At 68.7% G+C, this 25,907-nt stretch carries 23 protein-coding genes (1 of these 23 cut by a window edge); 8 read left to right on the top strand and 15 right to left on the bottom strand.

What is annotated here, in order from left to right:
• The first annotated feature begins 98 nt into the window (after positions 1-98).
• The 3 genes from H1Q64_RS30985 (at position 99) to H1Q64_RS30975 (ending at position 5,539) form a co-directional block, all read left to right on the top strand.
• Positions 99-1,829: an NAD(P)H-dependent oxidoreductase subunit E gene (locus H1Q64_RS30985; RefSeq protein WP_237908144.1), complete on the top strand. Its 1,731-nt coding sequence runs from the start codon at positions 99-101 to the stop codon at positions 1,827-1,829.
• Between the two features lies 1 nt (position 1,830).
• Entirely contained in the window at positions 1,831-4,584 is a 2,754-nt protein-coding gene (gene fdhF / locus H1Q64_RS30980) for a formate dehydrogenase subunit alpha (RefSeq protein WP_237908143.1), read from the top strand.
• Between the two features lie 109 nt (positions 4,585-4,693).
• Positions 4,694-5,539 carry an IclR family transcriptional regulator gene (locus tag H1Q64_RS30975; protein WP_014200109.1) on the top strand — a complete coding sequence of 282 codons (846 nt, stop codon included), beginning with the start codon at positions 4,694-4,696 and terminating at the stop codon, positions 5,537-5,539.
• A gap of 425 nt (positions 5,540-5,964) precedes the next feature.
• Here the strand turns inward: H1Q64_RS30975 and soxR are convergent, their stop codons facing one another.
• Positions 5,965-6,426 (bottom strand): redox-sensitive transcriptional activator SoxR, encoded by a 462-nt coding sequence (gene soxR, locus H1Q64_RS30970; protein ID WP_237908142.1) that lies wholly within the window; start codon positions 6,424-6,426, stop codon positions 5,965-5,967.
• 97 nt (positions 6,427-6,523) lie between these two features.
• Here soxR and H1Q64_RS30965 point away from each other — a divergent pair, with 97 nt between their 5' ends.
• Positions 6,524-6,784, top strand: a complete 261-nt coding sequence (locus tag H1Q64_RS30965; protein WP_014200106.1) for a hypothetical protein — start codon at positions 6,524-6,526, stop codon at positions 6,782-6,784.
• A 274-nt stretch (positions 6,785-7,058) separates the two neighbouring features.
• On the opposite strand, the gene frc is transcribed toward H1Q64_RS30965, so the two are convergent.
• Positions 7,059-8,309, bottom strand: coding sequence for a formyl-CoA transferase (gene frc, locus H1Q64_RS30960; protein WP_237908141.1), 1,251 nt, complete (start codon positions 8,307-8,309; stop codon positions 7,059-7,061).
• Between the two features lie 83 nt (positions 8,310-8,392).
• Positions 8,393-8,821 carry a PAS domain-containing protein gene (locus H1Q64_RS30955; RefSeq protein ID WP_237908140.1) on the bottom strand — a complete coding sequence of 143 codons (429 nt, stop codon included), beginning with the start codon at positions 8,819-8,821 and terminating at the stop codon, positions 8,393-8,395.
• Positions 8,822-9,273: 452 nt separating this feature from the next.
• Between H1Q64_RS30955 and H1Q64_RS30950 the strand changes: the two genes are divergently transcribed.
• On the top strand, positions 9,274-11,337 hold the full coding sequence (locus H1Q64_RS30950) for a methyl-accepting chemotaxis protein (protein WP_237908139.1): 2,064 nt from the start codon (positions 9,274-9,276) through the stop codon (positions 11,335-11,337).
• Positions 11,338-11,348: 11 nt separating this feature from the next.
• On the opposite strand, the gene H1Q64_RS30945 is transcribed toward H1Q64_RS30950, so the two are convergent.
• From H1Q64_RS30945 to H1Q64_RS30910, 8 genes are all read right to left on the bottom strand, one after another.
• Positions 11,349-12,638 carry an amidohydrolase family protein gene (locus H1Q64_RS30945; protein WP_035673371.1) on the bottom strand — a complete coding sequence of 430 codons (1,290 nt, stop codon included), beginning with the start codon at positions 12,636-12,638 and terminating at the stop codon, positions 11,349-11,351.
• Entirely contained in the window at positions 12,638-13,561 is a 924-nt protein-coding gene (locus H1Q64_RS30940; protein ID WP_237908138.1) for an ABC transporter permease, read from the bottom strand. The genes H1Q64_RS30945 and H1Q64_RS30940 overlap by 1 nt, the downstream gene beginning before the upstream one ends.
• A gap of 5 nt (positions 13,562-13,566) precedes the next feature.
• Complete coding sequence (locus tag H1Q64_RS30935) at positions 13,567-14,616, bottom strand: ABC transporter permease (RefSeq protein WP_094307311.1); 1,050 nt, start codon at positions 14,614-14,616, stop codon at positions 13,567-13,569.
• Positions 14,606-16,147 carry an ABC transporter ATP-binding protein gene (locus H1Q64_RS30930; RefSeq protein ID WP_237908137.1) on the bottom strand — a complete coding sequence of 514 codons (1,542 nt, stop codon included), beginning with the start codon at positions 16,145-16,147 and terminating at the stop codon, positions 14,606-14,608. The genes H1Q64_RS30935 and H1Q64_RS30930 overlap by 11 nt, the downstream gene beginning before the upstream one ends.
• Positions 16,148-16,368: 221 nt before the next feature.
• Complete coding sequence (locus tag H1Q64_RS30925; protein WP_237908136.1) at positions 16,369-17,373, bottom strand: BMP family protein; 1,005 nt, start codon at positions 17,371-17,373, stop codon at positions 16,369-16,371.
• 146 nt (positions 17,374-17,519) lie between these two features.
• Positions 17,520-18,155: a uracil phosphoribosyltransferase gene (gene upp, locus H1Q64_RS30920; protein WP_237908135.1), complete on the bottom strand. Its 636-nt coding sequence runs from the start codon at positions 18,153-18,155 to the stop codon at positions 17,520-17,522.
• 29 nt (positions 18,156-18,184) lie between these two features.
• The gene (locus tag H1Q64_RS30915; RefSeq protein WP_237908134.1) at positions 18,185-19,393 is read right to left on the bottom strand and encodes a URC4/urg3 family protein; all 1,209 of its coding nucleotides are present in this window, start codon (positions 19,391-19,393) and stop codon (positions 18,185-18,187) included.
• A complete protein-coding gene (locus tag H1Q64_RS30910; RefSeq protein WP_237908133.1) occupies positions 19,390-20,652 on the bottom strand; it encodes a GTP cyclohydrolase II in 1,263 nt (420 codons plus the stop codon). The genes H1Q64_RS30915 and H1Q64_RS30910 overlap by 4 nt, the downstream gene beginning before the upstream one ends.
• A gap of 251 nt (positions 20,653-20,903) precedes the next feature.
• Between H1Q64_RS30910 and H1Q64_RS30905 the strand changes: the two genes are divergently transcribed.
• Entirely contained in the window at positions 20,904-21,254 is a 351-nt protein-coding gene (locus tag H1Q64_RS30905; protein WP_237908132.1) for a hypothetical protein, read from the top strand.
• Between the two features lie 56 nt (positions 21,255-21,310).
• Here the strand turns inward: H1Q64_RS30905 and H1Q64_RS30900 are convergent, their stop codons facing one another.
• Positions 21,311-21,721, bottom strand: coding sequence for a hypothetical protein (locus H1Q64_RS30900; RefSeq protein ID WP_237908131.1), 411 nt, complete (start codon positions 21,719-21,721; stop codon positions 21,311-21,313).
• Positions 21,722-22,111: 390 nt separating this feature from the next.
• On the opposite strand from H1Q64_RS30900, the gene H1Q64_RS30895 reads away from it, so the two are divergent.
• On the top strand, positions 22,112-24,163 hold the full coding sequence (locus H1Q64_RS30895) for a cellulase family glycosylhydrolase (RefSeq protein WP_237908130.1): 2,052 nt from the start codon (positions 22,112-22,114) through the stop codon (positions 24,161-24,163).
• An 82-nt stretch (positions 24,164-24,245) separates the two neighbouring features.
• Here H1Q64_RS30895 and H1Q64_RS30890 read toward each other — a convergent pair whose 3' ends face one another.
• Both H1Q64_RS30890 and H1Q64_RS30885 read right to left on the bottom strand, forming a co-directional pair.
• Positions 24,246-24,590: a hypothetical protein gene (locus H1Q64_RS30890; RefSeq protein ID WP_237908129.1), complete on the bottom strand. Its 345-nt coding sequence runs from the start codon at positions 24,588-24,590 to the stop codon at positions 24,246-24,248.
• A gap of 138 nt (positions 24,591-24,728) precedes the next feature.
• On the bottom strand, positions 24,729-25,139 hold the full coding sequence (locus H1Q64_RS30885; RefSeq protein WP_145708419.1) for a hypothetical protein: 411 nt from the start codon (positions 25,137-25,139) through the stop codon (positions 24,729-24,731).
• Positions 25,140-25,400: 261 nt separating this feature from the next.
• Between H1Q64_RS30885 and H1Q64_RS30880 the strand changes: the two genes are divergently transcribed.
• Complete coding sequence (locus H1Q64_RS30880) at positions 25,401-25,778, top strand: hypothetical protein (RefSeq protein WP_174451866.1); 378 nt, start codon at positions 25,401-25,403, stop codon at positions 25,776-25,778.
• Positions 25,779-25,868: 90 nt separating this feature from the next.
• Here H1Q64_RS30880 and H1Q64_RS30875 read toward each other — a convergent pair whose 3' ends face one another.
• On the bottom strand, positions 25,869-25,907 hold the 3' end of the coding sequence (locus H1Q64_RS30875; protein WP_237908128.1) for a lytic transglycosylase domain-containing protein. 840 nt of this gene lie beyond the right edge of the window; the window shows 39 of its 879 coding nt (coding positions 841-879); the start codon falls outside the window, past its right edge; the stop codon is at positions 25,869-25,871.

Genomic DNA, 25,907 nt, shown 5'->3' with positions numbered 1-25,907 from the left:
AACAAAGCCCCCCGGAAAAATCGGGGGGCGGTTCCAAACGACTGCACGACATCCCAACGTTACGAAGAATCAGCCTGAGACGAGAGGGGAGGGCGGACATGGACACGGCCATCGTCGCCAAAGACGACACGAAAAGGCGCTCCATCCATCCCGGTTCGGGGCGCCGGAACACCCGGCCCCAGCCGAAGGGCCGGCAGGTCGATCCGGCGGCCCTGGCGGAGGTGCAGGAACTTCTCGGTGACCGGTCCCGGCAGCGGGACCTGCTGATCGAGCATCTGCACCTGTTGCAGGACACCTATCACGGGCTGCATGCCCGCCATCTCGCGGCGCTCGCCCACGAGATGCGGCTGGCCCTGGTGGAGGTGTACGAGGTGGCGTCCTTCTACGCCCACTTCGACATCGTGATGGACGGGGAGGAAGCCCCTCCGCCCGTGACCGTCCGGGTCTGCGACAGCCTGTCCTGCTGCATGGCCGGCGGCGAGAAGCTGCTCGACGAACTGAAGGCCGCCGACATGGGGCCGGACGTCCGGGTGGTGCGCGCCCCCTGCATGGGCGCCTGCCACAACGCCCCGGCGGTGGCCATCGGCCACGCCCTGCACGAGAACGCCACGGTCGAGAGCGTGGTCACCGCCGTGAAGAACGGCGAGACGCACCCGCAGCTCCCCACCTATGTCAGCCTGGAGCAGTACAAGGCGGAGGGCGGCTACCGCCTGCTCGCCGACTGTCTGACGGGCAACGTCCCGGTGGATGACATCCTCGGCAAGCTGGAAGGGGCCAACCTGCGCGGCCTCGGCGGCGCCGGCTTCCCGACCGGCCGCAAGTGGCGCTTCGTCCGCCACGAGCCCGGCCCCCGCCTGATGGCGGTGAACGGGGACGAGGGCGAGCCGGGCACCTTCAAGGACCGCTACTATCTGGAGAACGATCCGCACCGCTTCCTGGAGGGGATGCTGATCGGCGCCTGGGTGGTCGAGGCGACCGACGTCTACATCTACCTGCGCGACGAGTACCCGCACATCCGCGAGGTGCTGGAGCACGAGATCACCGCCGTGGAGAAGGCCGGCCTCGCCGGGCACACCCGCATCCATCTGCGGCGCGGCGCCGGGGCCTACATCTGCGGCGAAGAGTCCGCGATGCTGGAGAGCATCGAGGGCAAGCGCGGCCTGCCGCGGCACAAGCCGCCCTTCCCGTCGGTCGTCGGCCTGTTCGGTCGCCCGACCCTGATCAACAACGTCGAGACGCTGTTCTGGATCAGGGACATCCTTGAGAAGGGCGCCGACTGGTGGGGCAGCCACGGGCGCAACGGCCGCAAGGGCCTGCGCAGCTACTCCGTCTCCGGTCATGTGAAGGACCCGGGCGTGAAGCTGGCCCCCGCCGGCGTCACCATCCGCGAGCTGATCGACGAGTATTGCGGCGGCATGGCCGACGGCCACACGCTCAAGGGCTATCTGCCCGGCGGCGCGTCGGGCGGCATCCTGCCCGCCAGCATGGACGACATCCCGCTGGACTTCGGCACGCTGGAGCAGCACGGCTGCTTCATCGGCTCCGCCGCGGTGGTCGTGCTGTCGGACAAGGACGACATGCGCAAGGTCGTGCGCAACCTGCTGGACTTCTTCGAGGACGAGAGCTGCGGCCAGTGTACGCCCTGCCGCGTCGGAACGGAGAAGGCGGTGGCGCTCATCAAGCAGCCGGTGTGGGACGAGCCGCTCTTGACGGAACTCGCCCGGCTGATGGGCACGGCGTCGATCTGCGGCCTGGGTCAGGCCGCGATGAACCCACTCAAGAGTGCGCTGAAGCATTTCCGCGACGATCTGCGCGGGGAGGTCCGGTGATATGAGCGACCGCATCCTGTTCCACCTCGACGACGAGCTCGTCGAAGCCCACGCCGGCGAGACGATCTGGCAGGTCGCCAACCGCCTGGGCACCGAGATCCCGCATCTCTGCTACGCCGACGAGCCGGGCTACCGCGCGGACGGCAACTGCCGGGCCTGCATGGTCGAGATCGACGGCGAGCGCGCCATGTCGGCCTCCTGCGTGCGCCACCCGACGCCGGGCATGCGCGTCCGTTCGGCCAGCGAGAACGCCAAGTTCGCCCGCAAGATGGTCATCGAGATGCTGGTCGCCGACCAGCCGAAGCGGGAGGAGGCCCACGACCCCGACAGCAAGTTCTGGCGCTGGGCCGACCGCCTGGAGGTCTCGGACAGCCGCTTCCCCAGCCGGGAATGCGCGCCGAAGCCCGACTTCAGCCACCCGGCCATGGCGGTGCAGCTCGACGCCTGCATCCAGTGCAACCTGTGCGTCCGCGCTTGCCGCGAGGTCCAGGTCAACGACGTGATCGGCATGGCGCTGCGCGGCCACAAGGAGACGATCGTCTTCGACTTCGCCGACCCGATGGGCGACAGCACCTGCGTTGCCTGCGGCGAGTGCGTCCAGGCCTGCCCGACCGGCGCGCTGATGCCGAAGACCCAGGTGGACCTGAACAGCGGCGTCTTCGCCGCCGCCCCGGACCGCAAGGTGGACAGCGTCTGCCCCTATTGCGGCGTCGGCTGCCAGCTGACCTACAACATCAAGGACGAGAAGCTGCTGTCGGTGACGGGCGGCGACGGTCCTGCCAACAAGAACCGGCTGTGCGTGAAGGGCCGCTTCGGCTTCGACTACATCCACCACCCGCACCGCCTGACCAAGCCGCTGATCCGCAAGGAGGGCGTTTCCAAGCACGACGTGGACATCGACCCGCTCAACCCGCTGACCCACTTCCGCGAGGCGAGCTGGGAGGAGGCACTGGAGGTCGCCACCGCCGGCCTGCGCAAGATCCGCGACGAGCGGGGCGGCTCGGCGCTCGCCGGTTTCGGTTCGGCCAAGGGCTCCAACGAGGAAGCCTACCTGTTCCAGAAGCTGGTGCGCGTCGGCTTCGGCACCAACAACGTCGACCATTGCACCCGCCTGTGCCACGCCTCCTCGGTGGCGGCGCTGATCGAGGGCATCGGGTCGGGCGCGGTGACGGCCCCCTTCATGGCGGCCAAGGACGCCGAGGTGATCGTCGTCATCGGCTCCAACCCGACGGAGAACCACCCGGTCGCCGCGACCTTCTTCAAGAATGCGGCCAAGCGCGGCGCCAAGCTGGTCATCATGGACCCGCGCGGCCAGGTGCTGAAGCGCCACGCCAGCCACATGCTGCAGTTCAAGCCGGGCCGCGACGTGCCCATGCTGAACGCCATGCTGAACGTCATCATCAGCGAGGGGCTGTACGACGAGCGGTATGTGGCGGAGCACACCCAGGACTTCGAGGAGCTGCGCGCCCACATCGCCAGCTTCACCCCGGAGGCCATGGAAGCGGTCTGCGGCATCCCGGCGGAGCAGCTCCGCGAGGTCGCGCGCCTCTACGCCACCTCCAAGGGCTCGATCATCTTCTGGGGCATGGGCGTGTCGCAGCACACCCACGGCACCGACAACGTGCGCTGCCTGATCGCCCTGTCGCTGGTCACCGGCCAGATCGGGCGCCCCGGCACCGGCCTGCACCCGCTGCGCGGCCAGAACAACGTCCAGGGCGCCTCCGACGCCGGCCTGATCCCGATGATGTTCCCGGACTACCGCCCGGTTGACGATCCCGAGGTCCACGCCTTCTACGAGGATTTCTGGGACACCAAGCTGGACTCCAAGCGCGGCCTGACGGTCGTGGAGATCATGGACGCGATCCATGCCGGCTCGCTGAACGGCATGTACGTGATGGGCGAGAACCCGGCCATGTCCGACCCGGACGTGGAGCACGCCCGCGACGCGCTCGCCAAGCTCGACCATCTGGTGGTGCAGGACCTGTTCCTGACCGAGACGGCCAAATACGCCGACGTGGTGCTGCCCGCCTCGGCCTGGCCGGAGAAGACCGGCACGGTGACCAACACCAACCGCCAGGTCCAGCTCGGCCGCCAGGCCCTGCCGCCTCCGGGCGACGCCCGGCAGGATCTGTGGATCGTCAACGCCATGGCCCGCGGCCTGGGTCTGGACTGGAACTACGAGCATCCGCGCGACGTGTTCCGGGAGATGAAGGGGGCGATGCCGTCGCTCGACAACATCACCTGGGAGCGGCTGGAGCGTGAGCGCTCGGTGACCTACCCCAGCCTGTCCGCGGACGATCCCGGCCAGGAGATCGTGTTCGGCGACGGCTTCCCCACGGCCACCGGCCGCGGGCGTCTGGTCCCCGCCGACGTGATCCCGCCGGCGGAGGAGCCGGACGCGGAGTTCCCGATGGTCCTGACCACCGGGCGCCAGCTGGAGCATTGGCACACCGGTTCGATGACCCGGCGCGCCCAGGTTCTGGACGATCTGGAGCCGGAGGCGGTGGCCTACATGAGCCCGGCGGACCTGCGGCGGATGGGCGCCAAGGGCGGCGACCGCATGAAGGTCACCACCCGGCGCGGCACCATCGAGCTGAAGGCGCGGTCGGACTACAACGTCCCGTCCGGGCTGGTGTTCGTGCCCTTCTGCTACGCCGAGGCGGCGGCCAACGTGCTGACCAACCCGAAGCTGGACCCCTACGGGAAGATTCCCGAGTTCAAGTTCGCCGCGGCCCGCATCGAGCCGGCGGCATAGCCAACCGGCGGCTCCCGCTCCCCGCAAGGGAGAACCGGGGGCCGCCACACCCGAGGACGACAACGGCGCGGATTCAACAGCGCCGGACGATTTCGAGAGGGATGGGACGATGAAGACGCAAGCGCTGATGATGGCACCCCCGGCCCCGCGGGCCGAAGGCCGCGCGGAAACCGTGGACCGTGCGGCGAAGGGCAATCTCGTTCAGTCGCTGTCGCGGGCGCTGAGCATCATGACCATCCTCGGCCAGTCGGACAGCCCGATGAGCCTGACCGCGGTGGCCGAAGCGGCGCATCTCTCGCCCTCCACGGCGCACCGCCTGCTGACCACCCTGCAGGAGGAGCGTTACGTGCGCTTCGACCAGGGCAAGCGGGGCTGGGCGGTCGGGGTGCAGGCCTACATGACCGGCACCGGCTTCCTGAAGACGCGCAGCCTGCTCGACGTCGCCCGCCCGCGGATGCGCCGGCTGATGGAGGAGACCAGCGAGGTCGTCAATCTGGCCGTCGAGGAGAATGGCGAGGCCATCTATCTGCACCGGGTCGGCGGCCCGCGCGTCGCCCAGGCGGCGCTTCCCGTCACCGACCGCACGCTGCTGCACTGTTCCGCCGTCGGCAAGGCGCTGCTCGCCGGCATGCCCGACACGCGGGTGCAGAGCATCGTGACCCAGCGCGGCATGCGCCAGTTCACCCGGACCACCGTGTCGTCGATCCCGGCCCTGCACCGGGAGCTGATCCTGACGCGCGACCGCGGCTACGCCGTGGACCAGGAGGAGCGGGTCAGCGGCCTGCACTGTGTCGCCGCGGCGATCTATGACGAGCAGGCCCGCGTCATCGGTGCCCTGTCGCTGTCGAGCACCAACCGGCGCCTGGACGACGCCCGCGTCGTGGCCTTCGGTGAGATGGTCAAGCGCACCGCCGCGGCGGTGACCGCCGAGATCGGCGGGCGTTTCCCCACCTGATCCCTGGGCCTGATCCGGAGCACCCTTACGGAATTCGAATTCGCGCCGGCCGGGAGGCGCGATCCGCCCCGATCCGCAAATCCCTCGGATTGGGTTGGGGCGGCTGTTACCCCGGTTTTCCTTCCTGTCACGTAGTGCTGCCCTGAAGAAACTGACCGCGCCCGCAACGGCGCGGTCTTTTTTTGGGAAAAATACTTTGTTTCCGCAATGTGGAAACTTGAGATTCCTTGTTGCGTACCAGGGAAGACTCGGGCATCATTCTTCTTACACAGGGTTCATCACCCTTTGTATCGGGCGGGTTGTTGCTCCGCATTATATGCGAGCCTCTCGGATACTGGCCGTGCTGGAAACAGCACGGCCTTTTTATTGCCGGGGCGGCGCCGGATGAGGAGGCTATGCTGCAGTGCGGCAAAACAGCGCGGATGTCATCGCGGATCGAGCAGGCGCGGGCCGGGGCCGTCCTCCGACAGCTCGTCCCAGGGGTTGCGCAGCGGGCATTCGCCGAGCGACAGGCAGCCGCAGCCGATGCACTCCTCCAGCCCGTCGCGCAGCCTGGTGAGCACGGCGATGCGCTCGTCCAGGTCCGCTTTCCAGGCCGCGGACAAGCGTTTCCAGTCCTCTGCGGTGGGGGTGCGGCCGTCCGGCAGGGTCTTCAGCGCCTGCGCGATGGTGGCCAGGGGGACGCCCAGGCGCTGGGCCACCTTGATGACGGCGATGCGCCGGAGCACGTCGCGGGGGAAGCGGCGCTGGTTGCCGCTGCTCCGCCAGCTCGCGATCAGCCCCTTTGATTCGTAGAAGTGGATGGTGGACACTGCCACACCGGAGCGTTCCGCGACCTCGCCCACGGAAAGGTCCTTGTCCATGTCCGCGGGATCGAGAATCGCCATCGCCGGGCCTCCCCTGGGGTTCGGAACCTCTTGACCTCAAGTGAAGTTGAGGTCGTATCGAGAGAGAGTCAACAGCGTGCCGCATCGAGGGTAGCCGATGATTTCACCAACCTCCGTCGACTGGACTTCGCTCAACACCCTGCGCGCCACGCCGGGGCCGGAGGTGACGGCTCTGCCGGCCTCGTTCCTGACGATCACCAAGGCCGCGAACCTGAAGCCGGCCATCGTCCGCCCGGTGCTGGACGGGCTGCTGCGCCAGGGCTTCGTGCGCGAGTACGAGACCCAGTACGGGAAGGCCTACGCCCGCACGCCGGAGGGCAACCAGCGCATCCGCGAAGTGAGGGAGTGGCTGCGGTAAGATTCGAGATTCTTGTTGGACAACAGCTTCTTCACGGATTTCACGAATTCAAGCACGGATTTCACGGATTTTTCTTTGGCTTGCCCAGTGGTTGCGGACCGAGAAGGCATGCAATGCGCACGAATAAGATGATCCGGGAAATCCGTGTTCAAATCCGTGCAATCCGTGAAGCCCCTGTTGCCCGACAAGAAACCTGCGCCCGCGCAAAGAAAGGACGGCGCCCCTTTCGGAGCGCCGTCTTCGCGAGGTGTGCCGTCAGACTGTCGGGAAGCGATCAGACAACCTTGTTGGCGTGCAGCTCGGCGATCTGTTCCTTGCTGTAGCCGAGGCTGGCCAGAACCTCGTCGGAGTGCTCGCCGAGCAGCGGCGATCCGGTCACTTCGACGGTCATGTCGGAGAACTTGATCGGGCTGCCGACGGTCAGGTACTTGCCGCGGGCCTTGTGATCGACCTCGACGATCGTGCCGCTCTTGCGGAGCGACGGGCACTCGGCGATTTCCTTCATGGTCAGCACCGGGGCGCACGGGATGTCGAACTTGCGCAGGATGTCGACCGCCTCGTACTTCGTCTTGTCGGCCAGCCAGCCTTCGATGAAGGCGAAGATGTCGAAGATCTTGTCCTGACGCGCCTGGGCGGTGTTGTAGGCCGGATCGTCAATCCACTCCGGCTTGCCGAGAGCCTTGCAGATCGGCGCCCAGGCATGGCCCTGGATGGTGAAGTAGATGTAGGCGTTCGGATCGGTCTCGGCGCCCTTGCACTTCAGGACCCAGCCCGGCTGGCCGCCACCGCCGGCGTTGCCGCCACGCGGAACCACGTCGGAGAACTCGCCGTGCGGGTACTGCGGGTATTCTTCCAGGTAGCCGACGCGGTCGAGGCGCTGCTGGTCGCGCAGCTTGACGCGGCAGAGGTTGATGACCGAGTCCTGCATCGACACGGCGACCTTCTGGCCCTTGCCGGTCTTCGAACGGCCCATGAGGGCGGTCAGGATGCCGATGGCGAGGTGCATGCCGGTGTTGCTGTCGCCGAGGGCGGCGGCGCTGACGGTCGGCGGGCCGTCCCAGAAACCGGTGGTCGAAGCCGCGCCGCCGGCGCACTGGGCGACGTTCTCGTAGACCTTCAGGTCCTCGTAATGGTGGCCGTCGCTGAAGCCCTTCACCGAGGCGACGATCATGCCCGGGTTCAGCTCGTTGATGCGCTCCCAGGTGAAGCCCATGCGGTCGAGCGCGCCCGGCCCGAAGTTCTCCACGAGGACGTCGGACTCCTTGATCAGCTTCTCAAGGATTTCCTTGCCCTGCGGGGTCTTGGTGTCCAGCGTCAGCGAGCGCTTGTTGCTGTTCAGCATCGTGAAGTAGAGCGCGTCCGCTTCGGGAATGTCACGGAGCTGGTTGCGGGTGACGTCGCCGGAACCCGGCCGCTCCACCTTGATGACGTCCGCGCCGTACCAAGCGAGGAGCTGCGTGCAGGCGGGGCCAGCCTGAACGTGGGTGAAGTCGATGATCTTGATTCCTTCGAGCGGCTTGCTCATGGCTCGTTTACTCCCTCTCACTTATTGCGATGCCGTTGTTGAGCACTGGACAACACGGACAAACTGGCGGGATGGGTTGTGGGTTACTGATTTGCGGACTCCAACTCCGACAGGCGTCGGCGGAGCTTGCGCTCCTCGGCCCAGCGGCTGCTCTCGTCGCGGATGATGGCGACGATTCCGGTCACCGTGCCGTCCGGCGCGGTCAGCAGGGCGACCGTGAAGGCGATGGACAGGGCGTGCCCGTCCTTGTGCAGGGCCGGGACGCGCAGCACGTCGCTGCCGTAGCGCGTCTGGCCCGTGCGCATGGTGTTGGCGTAGCCGTCCCAATGGCGCTGGCGCTGGCGTTCCGGGATGATGATGTCGAGCGATTGCCCCAGCGCTTCGCCCTCCGCGAAGCCGAACATCCGTTCGGCCGCCGGATTCCACAGAGTGATGGCGCCCTGCGCGTCGGACACGACGATCGCGTCCCCGGCGGCCATGACCAGCTGTGCGAAATCGACTGTTGCGCTCATGAAAGCATTCGCTCCGACACCGGACCCGAAACCTTCCGGCACCGTCATGTTTCCTTCAAAACACGCCCGCGCCGTTGGTTTTGCACTTCGTTTCCGAAGCACGATGGGATGTGAGATACCGTATACCAGATGCGAAATGCCTGGCAAGCTCTTTTGTGCGTTAGGCGAACTAATCGCGCTCCGGACCTTTCGCGGCAAATGCCGGAGAATGGGAGAGGGGGGCGGCCCGATGCGCGCATCCCGGTCCGATCCGGCACCAGGGAACCGCCATGAAGCCTCCGGTATAAAACCGGCACCCGCCTCGTCCGCGGCGGATGGTGGCGGCGGCGCGCACCCGCCACCGTTGAGCCGGCGGATGATCCGTGACCGGCAGATATGGCCGTCCGGTTTTCGGTGTGCCAAGATGACCGACCGCCCCTGATCCGGGGTGGCGGCTCGAACAGGGTAGGGGCATGACGGGGCGTTTCAGAACCAAGATCATCATCGGCATGACCGCTGTCCTGGCCGTGGGAGCAGCGGCGGTCACCTCGGTTTCCCTGTTCCTGTCGCGCGACGCCGCGGAGCGGGCGGTCACGACCCTGGTGGCCGAAACCGCCGACCATCACGGCGCGCGGGTGGCCGCCGACATCTCCGCCGCCCTGGCCGATGCCCGTTCCGCCGCCGCGCTGGTGGAGGTGGAGCGCTCCACCGGCGCCCCGCGCCGGGAGACGGTCAACCGCTACCTCAACCGCCTGATGGCGGTCGGTCCGCTCTACGCCGGGGTGTGGGTGGACATGGCCGACGACGGCTTTGACGGGCGCGACCGCGAGATCGCCGGGCTGGACCGCGCCGCCGAGATCCTCGGCCTACCCGGCACCGGGCGGATGAGCCTGCTGTGGCTGCCCGGCCCCAAGGCCGACGACAGCGAGGGCTATCCCTTCTCCGACGTGAAGGAGAAGGAATATTACCGGGCCGCCGCGGCGGCCGGGAAGCCGGTGCTGACCGAACCCTATCTGGACGATCTGACCAAGACGCTGATGACCAGCGCCGCAGCACCGGTGAAGGACGGCGACCGGGTGATCGGCGTCGCCGGCGTCGACCTGACGCTGAGCGGCCTGACCGATCTGGTCCGCCGCGTGAAGCCCTATGGCGATGGCCACGCGGCGGTGCTCACCGGCGCCGGGGTCTATGTGGCCCATCCCGACGCCGGCCGTCTCTCCCATCCCGCCGACGACCTGCCGGAGGAGGCGCGCCGCGCCATCGCCGAAGGGCGGGCCTACGACGGCGTCGTCACGCTCGGCGGCGCCCCCTATTACCTGCGCCTGTCGCCGGTGCGCTTCACCGGCGCCGACGGCGCGTGGTCGTTCCTGGTCGCCGCGCCGCAGGCCAGCGTGATGGCCGACGCCAACCGGCTGACCCTGCTGACCGTCCTGGTCGGGGTGGGCTGCATCCTGCTCGGCGGTCTGGTGGCGTGGCGGGTGGGCGACGGCATCGCCCGGCCGATCGCCGGGCTGACCGTCACCATGGACCGGCTGGCCGCCGGCGATCTGGACGCCGCCATTCCCGGCGCCGATCGCAAGGACGAGGCGGGCGCCATGGCCCGCGCGGTCGAGGTGTTCAAGCAGGGGCTTGTGCAGGCCCGCGATCTGGGCGGCCAGCAGGAGGCGGAATGGCGCGCCAGGGAGGCACGGACCGCCACCCTGCTCGACCTGCAGCGCGGGTTCGAGGAGCGGGCGGGCGGCCTGACCGGAGCGCTGGCCTCGGCCGCGCAGCAGCTCGAATCCACCGCCCGCGCCCTCACTGGCATCGCCGAGCAGACCCACGGCCGGTCGGAGCGGATGACGCTCTCCGCCCATTCCGCCGCGGACAACGTGCAGACCGCCGCCGCGGCGACCGAGGAGCTGTCGGCCTCGGTGGAGGAGATCGGGCAGCAGGTGGGCGAGTCCGCCCGCATCGCCGAGGCGGCGGTGGCCGACGTGAAGCGCGCCGACTCGGCGGTCGTCGTGCTGGCCGACAGCGCGGAGCGGATCGGCGCCGTCGTCGGCCTGATCAACGACATCGCCGGCCAGACCAACCTGCTGGCGCTCAACGCCACCATCGAGGCCGCGCGGGCGGGCGAGGCCGGAAAAGGCTTCGCGGTGGTCGCCGGCGAGGTCAAGAGCCTGGCCAATCAGACCGCCCGCGCGACCGAGGACATCGTCGGTCAGATCAAGGGCATCCGCGACGCGACGGGAGAGGCGGTGGAGGCGGTGCGCGGCATCAGTCAGACCATCGCCCAGGTCAGCCGCATCGCGTCCGGCATCGCGGCAGCGGTGGACCAGCAGTCCGCCGCCACCCGCGACATCGCCCGAAGCGTCCTGCAGGCCGCTGACGGCGCCCGCGAGGTCAGTGGCGGCATGGGCGATATCCGGGCCGGGGCCGGCGATACGGGCGCCGCCGCCGACCAACTCCTCGCCGCCGCCGCCGGGGTGGCCGGTCAGTCCAAGGAACTGGCCCGCGAAATCGACCGCTTCATCGCCGGTGTCCACAAGGCCTGATCTGCGGGGCGTTACCTCGCCCGCGCGGTGGGCAGGGTGAAGGACACAGACTCCGGGCGGCCCGGCAGGGAGAGCTGGGCCTCCACCGGGGCACAGCGGCTGACGACGGCGCCGCGGCGCAGGACGAACAGGCGGGTGGCGCGGGTGCGGATCGCCTCCACCGGGTCGGCGGCCTGGAGCACCACCAGATCGGCGTGGCAGCCCACCTCCAGCCCGTAGCCGTCGAGGTGCAGCAGCTTGGCCGGAGCCTCCGTCACCGCGCGGAAGCAGGCGAGCATCCCGTCATAGCCGGTCATCTGCCCGACATGCAGGCCCATGTGCGCGACCTCCAGCATGTCGCCGGAGCCGAGCGGGTACCAGGGGTCCATCACGCAGTCGTGGCCCAGCGCGACGGTCAGGCCGGCGCCCATCAACTCCGGCACGCGGGTCATGCCGCGGCGCTTGGGGTAGCTGTCGTGGCGGCCCTGGAGCGTGATGTTGATGAGCGGGTTGGCGATGACGCCGAGGTTCGCCTCGACCATCAGCGGGATCAGCTTGGACACGTAGTAGTTGTCCATGGAATGCATGGAGGTGAGGTGCGAGCCGGTCACCCGGCCCTGCATCCCCAGCCGCTGCGTCTCGTAGGCCAGCGTCTCGACATGGCGGGACAGCGGGTCGTCGGACTCGTCGCAATGCATGTCGACTAGCAGCCCGCGCTCCGCCGCGATCTCGCAGAGCAGTTTCACGGAGGCGGCGCCGTCGGCCATCGTCCGCTCGAAATGCGGGATGCCGCCGACCACGTCCACACCCATGTCGAGAGCGCGCTTCAGCAGGTCCACCGCGCCGGGGGCACGCAGCACGCCGTCCTGCGGGAAGGCGACCAGCTGCAGGTCAAGGTAGGGCGCGACCCGCCGCTTGACCTCCAGCAGCGATTCCACGGCCAGCAGGCGCGGGTCGCAGATGTCGACATGGCTGCGGATCGCCAGCAGGCCGCGCGCCACCGCCCAGTCGCAATAGGCCAGCGCCCGCTCGACGATGGCGTCCTGGACGAGCTGCGGCTTCAGCTCGCCCCACAGCGCGATGCCCTCCAGCAGCGTGCCGGAGCGGTTGACCCGCGGCAGGCCGTAACTGAGTGTGGAGTCCATGTGGAAGTGCGAATCGACGAAGGGCGGCGTGACCAGCCGGCCCGTGGCGTCGATCTCCTCCCCGGCCGGGCCGGGCAGGTCCTTCTCCACCGCGGCGATGCGGCCCTCGCGGACGCCGATGTCCATGCCGGTGCGGCCGTCGGGCAGCGTGGCGCGGCGCAGGATCAGATCGAACATCAGCGTTCTCCTTTGCGGTACGGGATCATCAGCGCCCGCGGGTAGGAGGCGCGGCGCGCCACCAGCACCAGCGCCAGGATGCTCAACAGGTAAGGCATCATCAGGAACAGCTGGTAGGGCAGGACGCCCCCCGCCACCTGCTGAAGCCGCAATTGCAGCGCGTCGAAGGCGGCGAACAGCACCGCCCCCAGCAGCGCCTTGCCGGGCCGCCAGGAGGCGAAGACGACCAGCGCGATGCAGATCCAGCCGCGCCCGTTGACCATGTTGAAGAAGAAGGCGTTGAAGGCCGACAGGGTGAGGAAGGCCCCGGCCAGCGCCATCAGCGCGCTGCCCGCCACCACCGCGCCGATGCGGACCGCGGTGACGCTCAGGCCCTGGGCCTCCGCCGCCGCCGGATTCTCGCCGACCATGCGCACCGCCAGCCCGACCGGCGTGCGGTAGAGGACGTAGGCGACCACGGCGACGAGCATCAGCGCCATGTAGGTCATCGGTGTCTGGGCCAGCGCGCCGGGCAGGTCCAGCGGCTGGAACGGTTCGATGGTCGGCGGGGTGCTCGCCTGCGGCAGGACGAGGCGGTAGACGAAGTAGGACAGGCTGGTGCCCAGCAGCGTCACGCCGATGCCCGCCACATGCTGCGACAGGCCCAGCGGCACCGTCAGGGTGGCGTGCAGCAGCCCCATCAGCCCGCCGCAGAGTGCGGCCACCAGCACGCCGGCCCACAGGTCGGCCCCCTGGTAGACGGCCATCCAGCCGGCCATGGCGCCCATCGTCATGATGCCCTCGATGCCGAGGTGCAGGACGCCGGCCCGCTCGCACAGAAGCTCGCCCAGCGTGCCGAGGATGTAGGGGGTGGCGATGCGCAGCACCGCCGTCCAGAAGGCGGCGGAGACCAGGATGTCGAGGATCGTTTGGAACAGCTCCATGGCGCTCACCCCCGCCGCAGCCGGTAGCGCGTCAGCAGCCCGGCGACCAGCATGCAGAGCAGGCTGGTGGCGACGAGCACGTCGGCGATGTAGTTGGGCACCGGCATGGCGCGGCTCATGGCGTCGGCGCCGACGAAGATGCCGGCGATGAAGACCGCCGCCCCGACCACGCCCACCGGGTGAAGCTGCGCCAGCATGGCGACGACGATGCCGCTGTAGCCGAAGCCCGGCGACAGGTCGAGCGTCAGGTAGCCCTTCAGCCCGCAGACCTCGATCACCCCGGCCAGTCCCGCCAGACCGCCGGACAGCAGGGCGGTGCGCAGCATGACGCGGGTCACCGGCATGCCGGCGAAGGCCGCGGCGCGCGGGTTGGCGCCGACCGCCCGGTTCTCGTAGCCCCAGATGGTCCGGGTGTCGATCAGCCAGAGCAGGGCCGACAGGCCGAGCGCGACCAGCAGGCCGGTGTGCAGCCGCGTGCGCTCGACCAGCTTGGGCAGCTCGGCGGCCTCGACGACGGGGGCGGACTGCGGCCAGCCCATGCCCATGGGGTCCTTCAGCGCGCCTTCCAAAAGCATGGAGACGAGCAGCAGGACGATGAAGTTCAGCAGTAGCGTCGTCACCACCTCGTCCACGCCGAAGCGCACCTTCAGCACGGCGGGACCGAGCAGCGTGGCGCCCCCGGCGGCGGCCCCGGCGATCATCACCGTGGGAAGCAGCAGCCAGGCGGGCAGGTCGAGCATCCCGCCGCCCAGCACCACGGCGGCCAGCGCGCCCATGTAGAGCTGCCCCTCCGCCCCGATGTTCCACAGCTTGGCGCGGAAGGCCACGGCGGCGGCGAGGCCGGTGAGGATGAGCGGGGTGGCGCGGGTCAACGTCTCGGTCAGGGCGAAGCGGGAGCCGGCGGCCCCCTCCAGCAGCAGGCCGTAGGCGCGCAGCACCGGTGCGCCGGTCCAGGCGACCAGCAGCGCGCAGAGCGCCAGCGCCGCCGCCACCGCCGCCACGGGCGCCAGCAGGCGGGCGGCCAGCGGGGTATGCTCTCGCGGTTCAAGCCGCATCGACAATCTCCGGCAAAATCTCCCAATGCCCGGCCATCAGCAGGCCGAGCTGGCGGACCGAAACCCGGCCGTGGGGCAGAACGGGGGTGAGGCGCCCGTGATAGGCGACGGCGATGCTGTCGGCCAGCGCCAGGATCTCGTCCAGATCCTCGGAGATCACCAGCACCCCGGCCCCGGCGGCGCGGGCCTCCAGCAGCCGACCATGGACGTAGGACACCGCGCCGACGTCCAGGCCGCGGGTCGGCTGGCTCGCCAGGATCAGGTCCGGCCCGTGGGCCAGCGTGCGGCCCAGGATCAGCTTCTGCATGTTGCCGCCGGACAGCAGCTGCGTGCGGGCGTCCGGACCCGGGCAGCGCACGTCGAACGCCTCGATCACCTCCTCGGCGTAGGCGCGGGCTGCCCCCCGGCGGATCAGGCCGAAGCGCTGGAAGGCGGATTCGTGGTAGCGCTCGGCGATCAGGTTCTCCCACACCGCCATGGTCCCGACGAGGCCGGCGGCGTGCCGGTCCTCCGGGATGCGGGCCACGCCGCGGCGGACCATCTCCGCCGGGCTGGCGTTGCCGGCGGCTTCGCCCTTCAGCGCCATGGTGCCGGAGTCGGGGTGGATCAGGCCGCTGACCAGCTCGGCCAGCGCGGTCTGCCCGTTGCCCGACACGCCGGCGATGCCGACGATCTGGCGGCGGCGCACAGTCAGGTCCACGCGGTCGAGCAGCGGGCGCCCATGGCCGGAGCTGACCGTCACGCCGGCCAGCGTCAGCACCGGCTCGCCCGGCTCCAGCGGGGTCGGGGTGGGCGGCTTCAGGGCGCGGCCGACCATCAGCTCGGCCAGCTCCTCGCGGTCGGTCTCGGCGGTCTTGCGGGTGGCGACGAGGCGACCGCCGCGCAGGACGGCGACCGTGTCGCTGGCCGCGAAGACCTCGTTCATCTTGTGGCTGATGAAGACCACGGCCAAGCCGTCGGCGGTCAGGCGGCGCAGCGTGTCGAACAGGCTGGCGGATTCCTGCGGGGTCAGCACCGCGGTCGGCTCGTCCAGGATCAGGACGCGGGCGTCGCGGTAGAGCGCCTTCAGGATCTCGGCCCGCTGCCGCTCGCCCACCGACAAATCGCCGACCAGCGCGTCGGGCCGCACCTCCAGCCCGAAGCGGCAGGCGAGGTCGAGCAGCTTGGCCTTGGCGGCGGCGCGGTCGGAGCGCGGGCGCCACAGCGACTCCGTGCCCACGGCGATGTTGTCGAGCACCGACAGGTTGTCGGCGAGCGTGAAGTGCTGGTGGACCATGCCGATCCCGGCGGCCAGCGCCGCGCGGGGAGAGCCGGGGGGAAGCGGTTGGCCGAACGCCTCGATGCTGCCCTCGTCGGCTACGTAATGGCCGAACAGGATGTTCATCAGGGTCGTCTTGCCAGCGCCGTTCTCGCCCAGCAGGGCCAGCACCTCGCCCTTGTGGAGTGTCAGCGAGATGGAATCGTTGGCGACGAGCGGCCCGAACCGCTTCGTGATGCCGGAGAGGCGGAGGACGATGGGGGGTGATGTCATGGATGTCCGCGGCGTGCCGGAAGGCATAAAAATCCTCTCGCTCCCTTGGGAGAGGAGGAATGCTCCCTCTCCCCTCCGGGGAGAGGGTTAGGGTGAGGGGGTTGCGCGTTTGCCGGACGTGCCGCCACGCGCAACCCCCTCACCGGCCCTTCGGGCCACCCTCTCCCCGGAGGGGAGAGGGTTCGATGGGCTTCCTCACAGAGAGGAGAGGGAGATGTGGATCACATCGTCGACTTGGGCTCGTTGTCGTTCACCTTCACGGTGAACTTGCCATCGAGGATTTCCTGCTCGCGGGCCTTCACCTTGGTCATCACGTCGGCGGGAACCTTGCCCTCGAAGGTGCCGAGCGGGGCGAGGCTGGAGCCCTTGTGGACCATCTGGCTGTAGGGGCCGTAATCCTCGGCCTTGTAGCTGCCCGCCTTCACCGCGGCGATGGCGCGGTCCACCGACGGCTCCATGTGCCAGAGCGCACTGGCGACCACGGTCTCCGGATACTGCGGCTGGGTGTTGATGACGTTGCCGATGGCCAGGACTTTGCGCTCCTTGGCGGCGTCGGACACGCCGAAGCGCTCGGCGTACATCACGTCGGCGCCGCGGTCGATCATGGCGAAGGCGGCTTCCTTGGCCTTCGGCGGGTCGAACCAGGAGCCGATGAAGCTGACCATGAACTTCACGTTCGGGTTCACCTCCTTGGCGCCCTCCATGAAAGCGTTCATCAGGCGGTTCACCTCCGGGATCGGGTAGCCGCCGACCATGCCGATGACGTTCGACTTGGACACCGCACCCGCGATCATACCGGTCAGATAGGCCGGCTCCTGGATGTAGTTGTCGAAGACCGAGAAGTTCGGCTCCTGCGGCTTGAAGCTGGAGCCCATGACGAAGGCGGTTTTGGGATAGTCCTTGGCGACGGCGCGGGCCGCGCGCTCGACGCCGAAGACCTCGCCGAAGACCAACTGCTGGCCGCCCTCGGCGTACTGGCGCATCACGCGCTCATAGTCGGTGTTGGCGACCGACTCGGCCCAGACATACTCGATCTCGCCACGGGCCTCGGCGGCCTTCAGGGCGGTGTGGATGCGGCTGACCCACTGCTGCTCGATCGGCACGGTGTAGATGCCGGCGACCTTGACCTTCGACTGGGCCCAGGCGGGCAGAGCCATCGCCGCAACGGCGACCGCCGCAGCACCGCACAGGACGGCGCGCCGCGCCACGCCGAATACGTTCCCCATGAAAACCCCCTCCGTCTGCTTTGCTGTTTCAGCTCAGAAATGCAGCAGAGGCGTTGCAACGGCAATGCCATTCCGTGCGCGTCAGCCCTGCTGCGGCTCTCACGGGTCGGCAGGGTGGCATGTGACCAAAAGGGCGGCAACGATTCTCAGCGGGTGCCGTAAAGCCGGTCGCCCGCGTCGCCCAGGCCGGGCAGGATGTAGCCGTTCTCGTCCAGCCGCTCGTCCACCGCGGCGGTGAAGACCGCCACGTCGGGGTGCGCGTCGTGGAAATTGCGCAAGCCTTCGGGGGCGGCTACCAGAACCGCCAGCTTGATCGAGGCCGCACCCGCGTCCTTCAGCCGGTGCACCGCCGCGACGGCCGTGTGGCCGGTGGCGAGCATGGGATCGACCAGGATGACCATCCGCTCCTCGATGTCCTCCGGCACCTTGAAGAAATACTCGACGGGGGTCAGCGTCTCCTGGTCGCGGTAGAGGCCGATGTGCCCGATGCGGGCCGACGGCAGCAGCGTGCGCATGCCGTCGAGCAGCCCTTGCCCGGCCCGCAGGATGGAGACGAGGCACAGCTTCTTGCCGGTCAGCAGCGGCGCGTCGAAGCTGGCCAGCGGCGTTTCCACCGGGCGCTCCTCCAGAGGAAGGTCGCGCGTCAACTCGTAGCCCATGAGCTGCGACACCTCCCGCATCACCTCGTGGAACCGGGCGGTGGGAGTCTCCCGCCGCCGCAGAAGGGTCAGCTTGTGCTGGACCAGAGGGTGGTCGATGACGGTGAGCGTCGGAATGGGCATGGGCAACCCTTCGGGTGGTTGGCGTCACATCAGAAGACGGTTCCATCGCTGCGGATGCGGATCGGCGGGCCGCCACCGGGGCGGCGCTCGCGGGCGATCCGGCGCCCGGCGGTCCAGGTGCCGCCCTGGAGAACCTTGGCGAGCGGGAAGCTCTCTGCGGGCATGCCCAGCCGGGTGCGCACCTCGTCAGCGAGGCGGTCGAGCAGGGCGACGGTCAGGGCGCGCCACTCCACCACCGCCTCGTCCCCCACCTCCAGCTCGTCGGTGAGGAGGCGCGGGTCCTTCGGCACCAGAACGCCGCTGTCCACCAGCAGCCCGCCGTTGCGGTATTCCGGCAGGCCGGTCAGCCGGTCCAGCCCGGTGACGGCGACGCCGGCCCCCTCCAGCGGCTCGGCCAGCGAGTAGCTGAGCCATTGCGACAGCTTGTGGAAGGGGACGAGGCCGACCGCCGAATGGGTCCAGCTGTCGCCGAGATTGACTCCGCCGCGCTCGATCCGGCCCGGCCAGATCGGCCCCAACCCGCGCAGCACCGCGTCGAGAATCGCGGAGGCGGGAAGCATGCCGTCCACGGCCTGCGCCTTCAGCGCGTCGTAGAGGGTGCCGACCCGCCCCGGCGTGCCGAACAGGTCGGGTGCGGCGGTCAGCGCGCTTCCCAGACGGCGCAGCAGGGCCGCGCGCCCTTCCAACCCGACCAGCGGGTTGTCCGGCCCGGCCTGGAAGCCGCGGGCGAGCGTCGTTTCGGTCACCGCGGACAGGACCGCTGCGTCGGCGCGCAGCGGGGCGTGGACCGGATCGTCGGCGAAGCCGCCGGAGCGGAACAGGTCGAAGCTGGCGATGGCTAACCCTTCGGAGCGGGCCAGCTCCACCCCCGCCGCGTCGCGGTAGCGCCAGCGGTCGCCCGCCCCGGCGTCGAGCAGAACGCTGGTCACCGCGAGGTCGAAGCGGATGCGCGCGATCTCGTCGGCGTCCGCTCTCAGCCCGTCCGCAAGCGTCGCCCAGCGGTCGTCGCCGTTCACCACGAAATGTCGCCAGCGGCTGTGGTAGGGAACGTCCAGGTCCGGGTAGGACTCCCGCGTCACCGCGGCGACCAGGGCGGCGGCATCAAGCAGCCGCTCCGGGCGCAGCTCGAAATGGGCGAGGTCGCCGCGCTCGGCCTTCGCCAGGATCGCGTGGGCGCGCTGGCGCACCGCGTCGGCGGAGAGCAGCCACCCCACATCGTCGTCGCTGACGGCGCTCAATCGGTCAGCCCCCGGCCCTTGGCGACGGTCAGTTCCTCCGCGGTCGGCACGGCGGGGGTGAAATAGCCGGCGGCCTTCTTGGCGTCCATCTCCACCTTGGCGTCGTCGGGGATCAGCTCGTCCGGGATCGGGATCTGCTCGACGATCTCGATCCCGGCGCGGCGGATGGCGTCGGACTTCATGTTGCTCATCGACACCATGCGGTCGATGCGGGTGACGCCCAGCCAGTGGAAGACGTCGGGCATCAACTCCTGGAAGCGCATGTCCTGAACGCCGGCCACGCACTCCGTGCGCTCGAAATAGGCCTCCGCCCGGTCGCCGCCGGGCTGCCGCTTGCGCGCGTTGTAGACCAGGAATTTGGTCACCTCGCCGAGCGCGCGCCCTTCCTTGCGGTTGTAGATGACGAGGCCGGCGCCGTTCTCCTGGGCGGTGCGGATGCACTCCTCGACGCCGTGGGTCAGGTAGGGGCGGCAGGTGCAGATGTCGGAGCCGAAGACGTCCGACCCGTTGCACTCGTCATGGACCCGGCAGGCGACCTTGCGCGCCGGGTCGGTCAACGCCGCCACATCGCCCAGGATGTAGACGGTCAGCCCGTTGATCGGCGGCAGGAAGACCTTCAGGTCGGGGCGGGTCACCAGTTCCGGGAACATGCTGCCGGTGTGCTCGAACAGGCCGCGGCGCAGCGCGCTCTCGGTGATGCCAAAGCGCTTGGCGATGCCGGGCAGGAACCACACCGGCTCGATGGCGACCTTGGTCACGCGGGCGTCGCCGCTCGGCAGCAGGATCTGGCCGTCCGCCGCCAGCCGCCCGGCCCGCATGGCGTCCACCAGCTCCGGCATCTTAATGCGCGCCTTGGTCACGGCGATGGTGGGGCGGACGTCGACGCCGCGCGCCAGATGATCGCCGAAGGCCTCGCTGACCATGTGGCCGAAGGGATCGATGGAGACGATCTTCTCCGGATCGCCCCATTGCGGGTGCGGGCCGATGGGCTCCGCCGGAGCGGTGTTGGTCAGGTCCGGCACGTGATAGGCGCTGAGCTGCCCCGCCGCGACGGCGAGCGCCCGGTAGACCGCGTAGCTGCCGGCGTGGGCGCCGATGGAATTGCGCTGCGCCGGATCGGAGAGCGAGGCGACGACCGGCCCGCGCTCCGCGGCGGTGGGGGCGCCCCAGTGGACCGGGGTGTAGCGCGGCTTGGCGCCGCCGGTCGGGTGCGAGGCGAGAACGATGTGACGTTGCGGCTGGTTGCGGCGGCTTTCCATACGGACGCTCCCGATGCCATTCACCATGTGACAGTGTGACACAGTTTCGGCGCCTGCGAACACCAAATCGAATGGCCGCAACCTCTGACGTTCGTTCGGTTTTCGACCCGCCATTTCCGCCGGGGGGCACCACCTTCGGGGAATAAGGGGTGCCCGAAATTTGTCCCAGGGCGGATGGTTGGAGCCAGAGCTTGGGCGCACGATCTGCTGTTAGGATCGGGCCAACCGATAGCAGAAAAAGGATGCAGGGAATGTCCGTCCACTCAGGCGCGGGCCATTCAGGCAAAGGTGGTTTCGGCAAGCGCGAGCCTGGCAAGCGCGGCTGGAGCGTGGCGTTGGGAGGCTTGGTGCTGACCGTGGCGCTGGCCGCTCCGGCCATGGCCGACGACCACAAGCATTGGCGCAAGCACAAGCACAAGCATCACCACCGCGGCCACGGCCCCGTGGTGATCTACGAGCCGCCCCCGCCGGTCGTGGTGATGCGCCGCCCGCCGCCCGTCTATTACGCCCCGGCCCCGCGCGTGGTCTACGCACCGCCGCCACCGGTCTATTACGCGCCCGCACCGGGCCTCAGCGTCCAGATGAACATCCCGCTGCGCTGAGGCCGCCGTCCTGCGGAAGGCGGCCCGCGATCGGGCGCGCCTTCACCGCAGGACCTTCATCGCAGGACGCGGCACGGGTCCACGATCAGCATGTCCACCGGCTCGTCCTCGCCCTTGGCGGGCATGTCCTCGTGCTTGGGGATCAGCAGGCAGCGCCCGTCCTGAAGCAGGACGGCCTTGACCCGGAACCACATCGTCTTCGGGTTGCTGCCGAAGGTGATTTCAAACGAATCGCCCGCCGCGATGCGCGCCGGCACCGGCACGTTGCCGTACTCGCGGCAGGTGTGGGTGAACACCCAGTTGCGGCACAATTTGAAGGTCGCCGACCCGTTGGTGGTCACCAGCGACACGCTCTGCCCCACGGCGGGGGCCGGGGACGCCTGAACCGGCGCGCCGGCAAGCGCGGTTGCCGAGGCCGTCGCCAAAGCCGCCTTCCAAAGCGCCGCCACCATCCTCATGCCCGTCATCATCCACCATCCGTCGTGACGCACAGTGTAGCACGCGCGGCTTCGCCCACGGGTTGACACTTCGGAAGGGCGGACTCCGTGCCGGCTCGCACCACGCTGTCCACACCGGGACGATCGGGGCATCCCGGATGTGAACGGGTTGGCCTTCCGCCTGTGACCAGACTGGGGCACGGGCGCCGAACGGTCCTGCGCGAGGGCGGCGGCGGTGCTCCCGGCGCGTCCCCGGCAAACCCAGAGCGGGCCTGCTGTTGCGTCGCCGCATCAGGCAAAGCCTGCGGCCGGCCGCTCCTATTTGCCACAAATGGTTAATTCATTTTAAAGGAATTCTTAGTATCTCATTAACTATCTGGAGCCACGGTCTAGCCATCGAAACCGCAATGGAATAGACAAATGGCGACGACCTCCACTGGTTTGACTAAGTCCAAAATCGTCGTGAACGCCTATGGCACCTCTTCGGACGCTGTGAATCCTCACTTTCGTCTGATGATCGACGGCAAGGATGTTGGTCAGGCGTCGGTGGGCTCGGCCGAGCCGAAAGCCTATACATTCGACGTTGACGTTTCCTCTGGTCAGGCACACAAAGTCCAGGTTGTTTATGATAACGACGACGTGAACGCTGGGTCGAACCGCGACCTCGGCATCAAGTCCATCGTCATCAACGGCCACACGCTGAGCCCAACCGACGCGAGCTACGAGCGGCACGACGATGCCGGCGGGCCCATGGCCGGACAGGAAGGCCTGTGGTGGAACGGGGCGCTGAACTTCTCCACCCCGGCGTCGCTCTACGGTGCCACGCCCGATACGGCCAATTCCGGCAGCACCCCCGCCGCGCCGGAGGCCGACAGCGTCGCCACGGGCGGCACCGGCTCCTCGACTATCACCATCAACGCCCGCGGCACCGCCGCGGCGGGCCAGAACGCGCACTTCACAGTGCTGGCGGACGGCAAGACGATCGGCGAGGGCACGGCCGGCACGGAGTCGAAGAACTTTTCCTTCAAGACCGATCTGGCCGCCGATCAGGCGCACAAGATCCAGGTCCAGTACGACAATGACGCCACGGTGAACGGCCAGGACCGCAACCTGCATGTCGGCAGCGTGACCATCAACGGCCACGAATACGCCCCGACCGACTCCGCGGTCAGCTACGACAGGGGTGTGCTCGACGGCAAGGACGTCATCAAGGGGCAGGCCGACCTGTGGTGGAACGGCGCGCTGGTGGTGGAGGCCGACAAGGGCCTGTTCACCTCCGCCTCCGCCTCCGCGCCCTCCACGACTCCGAGCACGACGCCGACCACGCCGACCGCCCCGGTGACCACCCCCTCCACCGACAGCGGCGCCGGGTCCAGCGGCGGCTACCTGCACACCGAGGGCAGCCAGATCGTCGACAGCGCTGGCAACAACGTGAAGCTGACCGGCGTCAACTGGTTCGGCGCGGAGGGCTATGCCTTCGCCCCGCAGGGCTTGTGGCAGGACAGCTACAAGAACATCATGAACCAGATGCAGGATCAGGGGTTCAACACCATCCGCCTGCCCTGGTCGGACGCCATGCTGGACAACGGCCGCATGCCGACCGGCATCGACTATTCGAAGAACCCGGAGCTTCAGGGCAAGACCAGCCTCGAGGTGTTCGACAAGATCATCGACTACGCCGATCAGACCGGCATGAAGATCATCCTCGACCACCACCGCTCCGGCGACGGCGCTTCTGCCAATGAGAACGGGCTCTGGTACACCAGCCAGTATCCGGAATCGAAGATGATCGAGAACTGGAAGATGCTGGCCCAGCGCTACGCCGACAACCCGTCGGTCGTCGCCGCCGACCTGCACAACGAGCCGCACGGCCAGGCCACCTGGGGTGACGGCAACCAGGCCACCGACTGGAAGGCCGCGGCGGAGCGCATCGGCAACGCCGTCCAGTCGGTCAACCCGAACTGGCTGCTGATCGTCGAGGGCGTCGAGAACTCGTCCGAGGGCACCTACTGGTGGGGCGGCAACCTGGACGGCGTGAAGACCGACCCGGTCGACTTCAACATCGACAACAAGCTGGTCTATTCCGTCCACGATTACCCGCCGTCGATGGCCGGCTTCGGCTGGTTCAACGACCCCAGCTATCCGAACAACATGAAGGACATCTGGACGGACGCCTGGGGCTGGATCGTCCAGAAGGACATCGCGCCGGTCCTGGTCGGCGAGTTCGGGACCAAGCTGGAGACCGGCCAGGACAAGCAGTGGCTCGACGCCATGGTCAAGTACATGGATGGCGACTACAACGGCGACGGCAAGTCCGATCTGGCGGCGGGCGACCAGGGCGTCAGCTTCACCTACTGGGCCTGGAGCCCGGGCTCGGGCGACACCGGCGGCATCATGACCGACGACTGGGCGGTGAACACGGCGAAGATGAACGCCATCGAGCCGGCCCTGTTCGACGGCACGATCGCCTGATCGTACGTTCCGTTCTTTGAAGGACAGGCTCGGCGCCGGACGATCTCCGGTGCCGGGCCTGTCCCGTTTTCAAGCGCTTCGCTTACGCCGAGGCCGCTCCACGTGGGCGGAAAAGCGCCTCCGCCTCGGCCCGCGGGTCGCGGAAGAGGGGGGCCGGCTGTCCCGGACGCCCGCCGCCGGCCAGGATGGCGACCGTCTCGGCCAGCCACAGATAGGGTCCGCTGCGCCCGGCTTCGGGAAGGCGGGACAGGTCGCGCAGGTAATTGCCGACCGCCTGGGTCAGTGCCTGCTCGCCCGTGGCGCCCTGCACCCGTCCGGCGGCGGCGGCGAAGCGGCGGCGTTCCTCCGCATCCGTCTTCACCCGTTCCTCGACGGCTTTCAGAAGCGCCGCCCGGGTGCGGGGACCGTTCAGCAGGTTCAGAGCCATCACGACCGGATCGACCGGCCTCGCGGGGCGCGAAGCGGAGTCCCCCACCGTACGCCGCGGCTCGGCCCCGCGGCGTGTCGAATGTCCGTTCTGCATGGAATGTCTGGCTTTCTTTCCCCGGAAGGGCCGAGCAGCCCTTCAGATGGTGTAGGTTCCCTCGAACAGGTCGCCGAGCGCGAGGCGCATCAGGGACCGGGTCCGGGTGACGCGCCGATGCTCGTCGCGCGCGGTGACCATATGACAACGCCGGCACAGCCACCGCCGTTCCATCGCCTTCTCGGCCGACCGTTCGATCGCCGCGGCGCGGCGGTATTGTCCGACGATGCTGCGCGAGGTCCGGACCCCGGCATACTCGACCACGTCCGGCCAGGGGGCCGGGTCGCCTTCGTCGCTGAACCAGATCCCGTCGGGCGACAGCCAGCGGCCGTCCGGCAGGCAGCGCAACGTATGGCCGTGCGGACGCCCGCAATGCTCGCACCGCGGAGCGGCAGGGCTGGGGGCGATGGAACGGTCCTGATGTTCGGCGGGACGGTCGATGAGGCGGGCCATTCTGACCAGGGATGGTGGCTGCGAACAAAACCAAAACCGAATCTAGCGCATCGCACGGTCCGTGGGAATCCCCAACGATGGCCCGCCCGCGGTAATTCTTCGATCGCAGGTTATGACGAAAGCCGTGTGCATCGCCGCCTCGGCACCTTGCGCGGGACCCGGCCGCCGCTTTTGCAAGCGGACGGGCTCGTGGGAGCATTTTGCCTCTGGTTCCCGTGCGCCACTGCCTATACGCTGTCAGACAAATCGGAGCTATAGGTCATGGAAAAGGTAACAGTGCCGCAGAATTCGGCCGCGTCCGTCCCCGACAATTCCACCGGCGGTGGTGTGAAACAGCGCGTGGACTTCGAACTGAATGGCGTTCGCATCGTCGCTTTCCTGGACAGCGATCAGCCCACCCAGCCCGGCGGCATCATGTGGCCGCAGGTTGCCGAATCCTACGCCGCGGAGCAGGGGATCGGCATGAGCGACGCCCGCTGGTACAGCGTGCAGCCCTACCGCTTCGCGAACGGGCGCCCCAACGTCAACGAATACCGCCCCAACGGCCAGACCTGGAAGTTCGAGACCAACCTGAACACGGCGGCTGAGATCGTCCGCCGCCTGGGCCTGGACCTCGACTCCCTGCCGCTCGACATCTGATCCCGCGTCCAGCTTGGTGATGCCGGGCGCTAACGCGCTTAGCATGGCAATACCGGGCGCTCACGCGCTTGTCATTGGAATACCGGGCGCTCACGCGCCCGGGGGCACCACGAAGCAGGCCATGCCCAT

Origin of the sequence: Azospirillum brasilense (assembly GCF_022023855.1) — a bacterium.
Taxonomy (GTDB): domain Bacteria; phylum Pseudomonadota; class Alphaproteobacteria; order Azospirillales; family Azospirillaceae; genus Azospirillum; species Azospirillum brasilense_F.
This window is presented reverse-complemented; position numbering and strand designations above follow the sequence as displayed.

Excerpts from the sequence above, each read along its gene's own strand:
- H1Q64_RS30985 (WP_237908144.1), top strand. The coding sequence starts at position 99 with ATGGACACGGCCATCGTCGCCAAAGACGACACGAAAAGGCGCTCCATC.
- soxR (WP_237908142.1), bottom strand. The coding sequence starts at position 6,426 with ATGGCGATTCTCGATCCCGCGGACATGGACAAGGACCTTTCCGTGGGC.
- H1Q64_RS30895 (WP_237908130.1), top strand. The coding sequence starts at position 22,112 with ATGGCGACGACCTCCACTGGTTTGACTAAGTCCAAAATCGTCGTGAAC.
- H1Q64_RS30880 (WP_174451866.1), top strand. The coding sequence starts at position 25,401 with ATGGAAAAGGTAACAGTGCCGCAGAATTCGGCCGCGTCCGTCCCCGAC.
- H1Q64_RS30975 (WP_014200109.1), top strand. The coding sequence starts at position 4,694 with ATGAAGACGCAAGCGCTGATGATGGCACCCCCGGCCCCGCGGGCCGAA.
- H1Q64_RS30930 (WP_237908137.1), bottom strand. The coding sequence starts at position 16,147 with ATGACATCACCCCCCATCGTCCTCCGCCTCTCCGGCATCACGAAGCGG.
- H1Q64_RS30955 (WP_237908140.1), bottom strand. The coding sequence starts at position 8,821 with ATGAGCGCAACAGTCGATTTCGCACAGCTGGTCATGGCCGCCGGGGAC.
- H1Q64_RS30900 (WP_237908131.1), bottom strand. The coding sequence starts at position 21,721 with ATGACGGGCATGAGGATGGTGGCGGCGCTTTGGAAGGCGGCTTTGGCG.
- H1Q64_RS30925 (WP_237908136.1), bottom strand. The coding sequence starts at position 17,373 with ATGGGGAACGTATTCGGCGTGGCGCGGCGCGCCGTCCTGTGCGGTGCT.
- fdhF (WP_237908143.1), top strand. The coding sequence starts at position 1,831 with ATGAGCGACCGCATCCTGTTCCACCTCGACGACGAGCTCGTCGAAGCC.
- H1Q64_RS30905 (WP_237908132.1), top strand. The coding sequence starts at position 20,904 with ATGTCCGTCCACTCAGGCGCGGGCCATTCAGGCAAAGGTGGTTTCGGC.
- H1Q64_RS30910 (WP_237908133.1), bottom strand. The coding sequence starts at position 20,652 with ATGGAAAGCCGCCGCAACCAGCCGCAACGTCACATCGTTCTCGCCTCG.
- H1Q64_RS30950 (WP_237908139.1), top strand. The coding sequence starts at position 9,274 with ATGACGGGGCGTTTCAGAACCAAGATCATCATCGGCATGACCGCTGTC.
- upp (WP_237908135.1), bottom strand. The coding sequence starts at position 18,155 with ATGCCCATTCCGACGCTCACCGTCATCGACCACCCTCTGGTCCAGCAC.
- H1Q64_RS30965 (WP_014200106.1), top strand. The coding sequence starts at position 6,524 with ATGATTTCACCAACCTCCGTCGACTGGACTTCGCTCAACACCCTGCGC.
- H1Q64_RS30885 (WP_145708419.1), bottom strand. The coding sequence starts at position 25,139 with ATGGCCCGCCTCATCGACCGTCCCGCCGAACATCAGGACCGTTCCATC.
- H1Q64_RS30940 (WP_237908138.1), bottom strand. The coding sequence starts at position 13,561 with ATGGAGCTGTTCCAAACGATCCTCGACATCCTGGTCTCCGCCGCCTTC.
- H1Q64_RS30890 (WP_237908129.1), bottom strand. The coding sequence starts at position 24,590 with ATGGCTCTGAACCTGCTGAACGGTCCCCGCACCCGGGCGGCGCTTCTG.
- H1Q64_RS30935 (WP_094307311.1), bottom strand. The coding sequence starts at position 14,616 with ATGCGGCTTGAACCGCGAGAGCATACCCCGCTGGCCGCCCGCCTGCTG.
- H1Q64_RS30945 (WP_035673371.1), bottom strand. The coding sequence starts at position 12,638 with ATGTTCGATCTGATCCTGCGCCGCGCCACGCTGCCCGACGGCCGCACC.
- frc (WP_237908141.1), bottom strand. The coding sequence starts at position 8,309 with ATGAGCAAGCCGCTCGAAGGAATCAAGATCATCGACTTCACCCACGTT.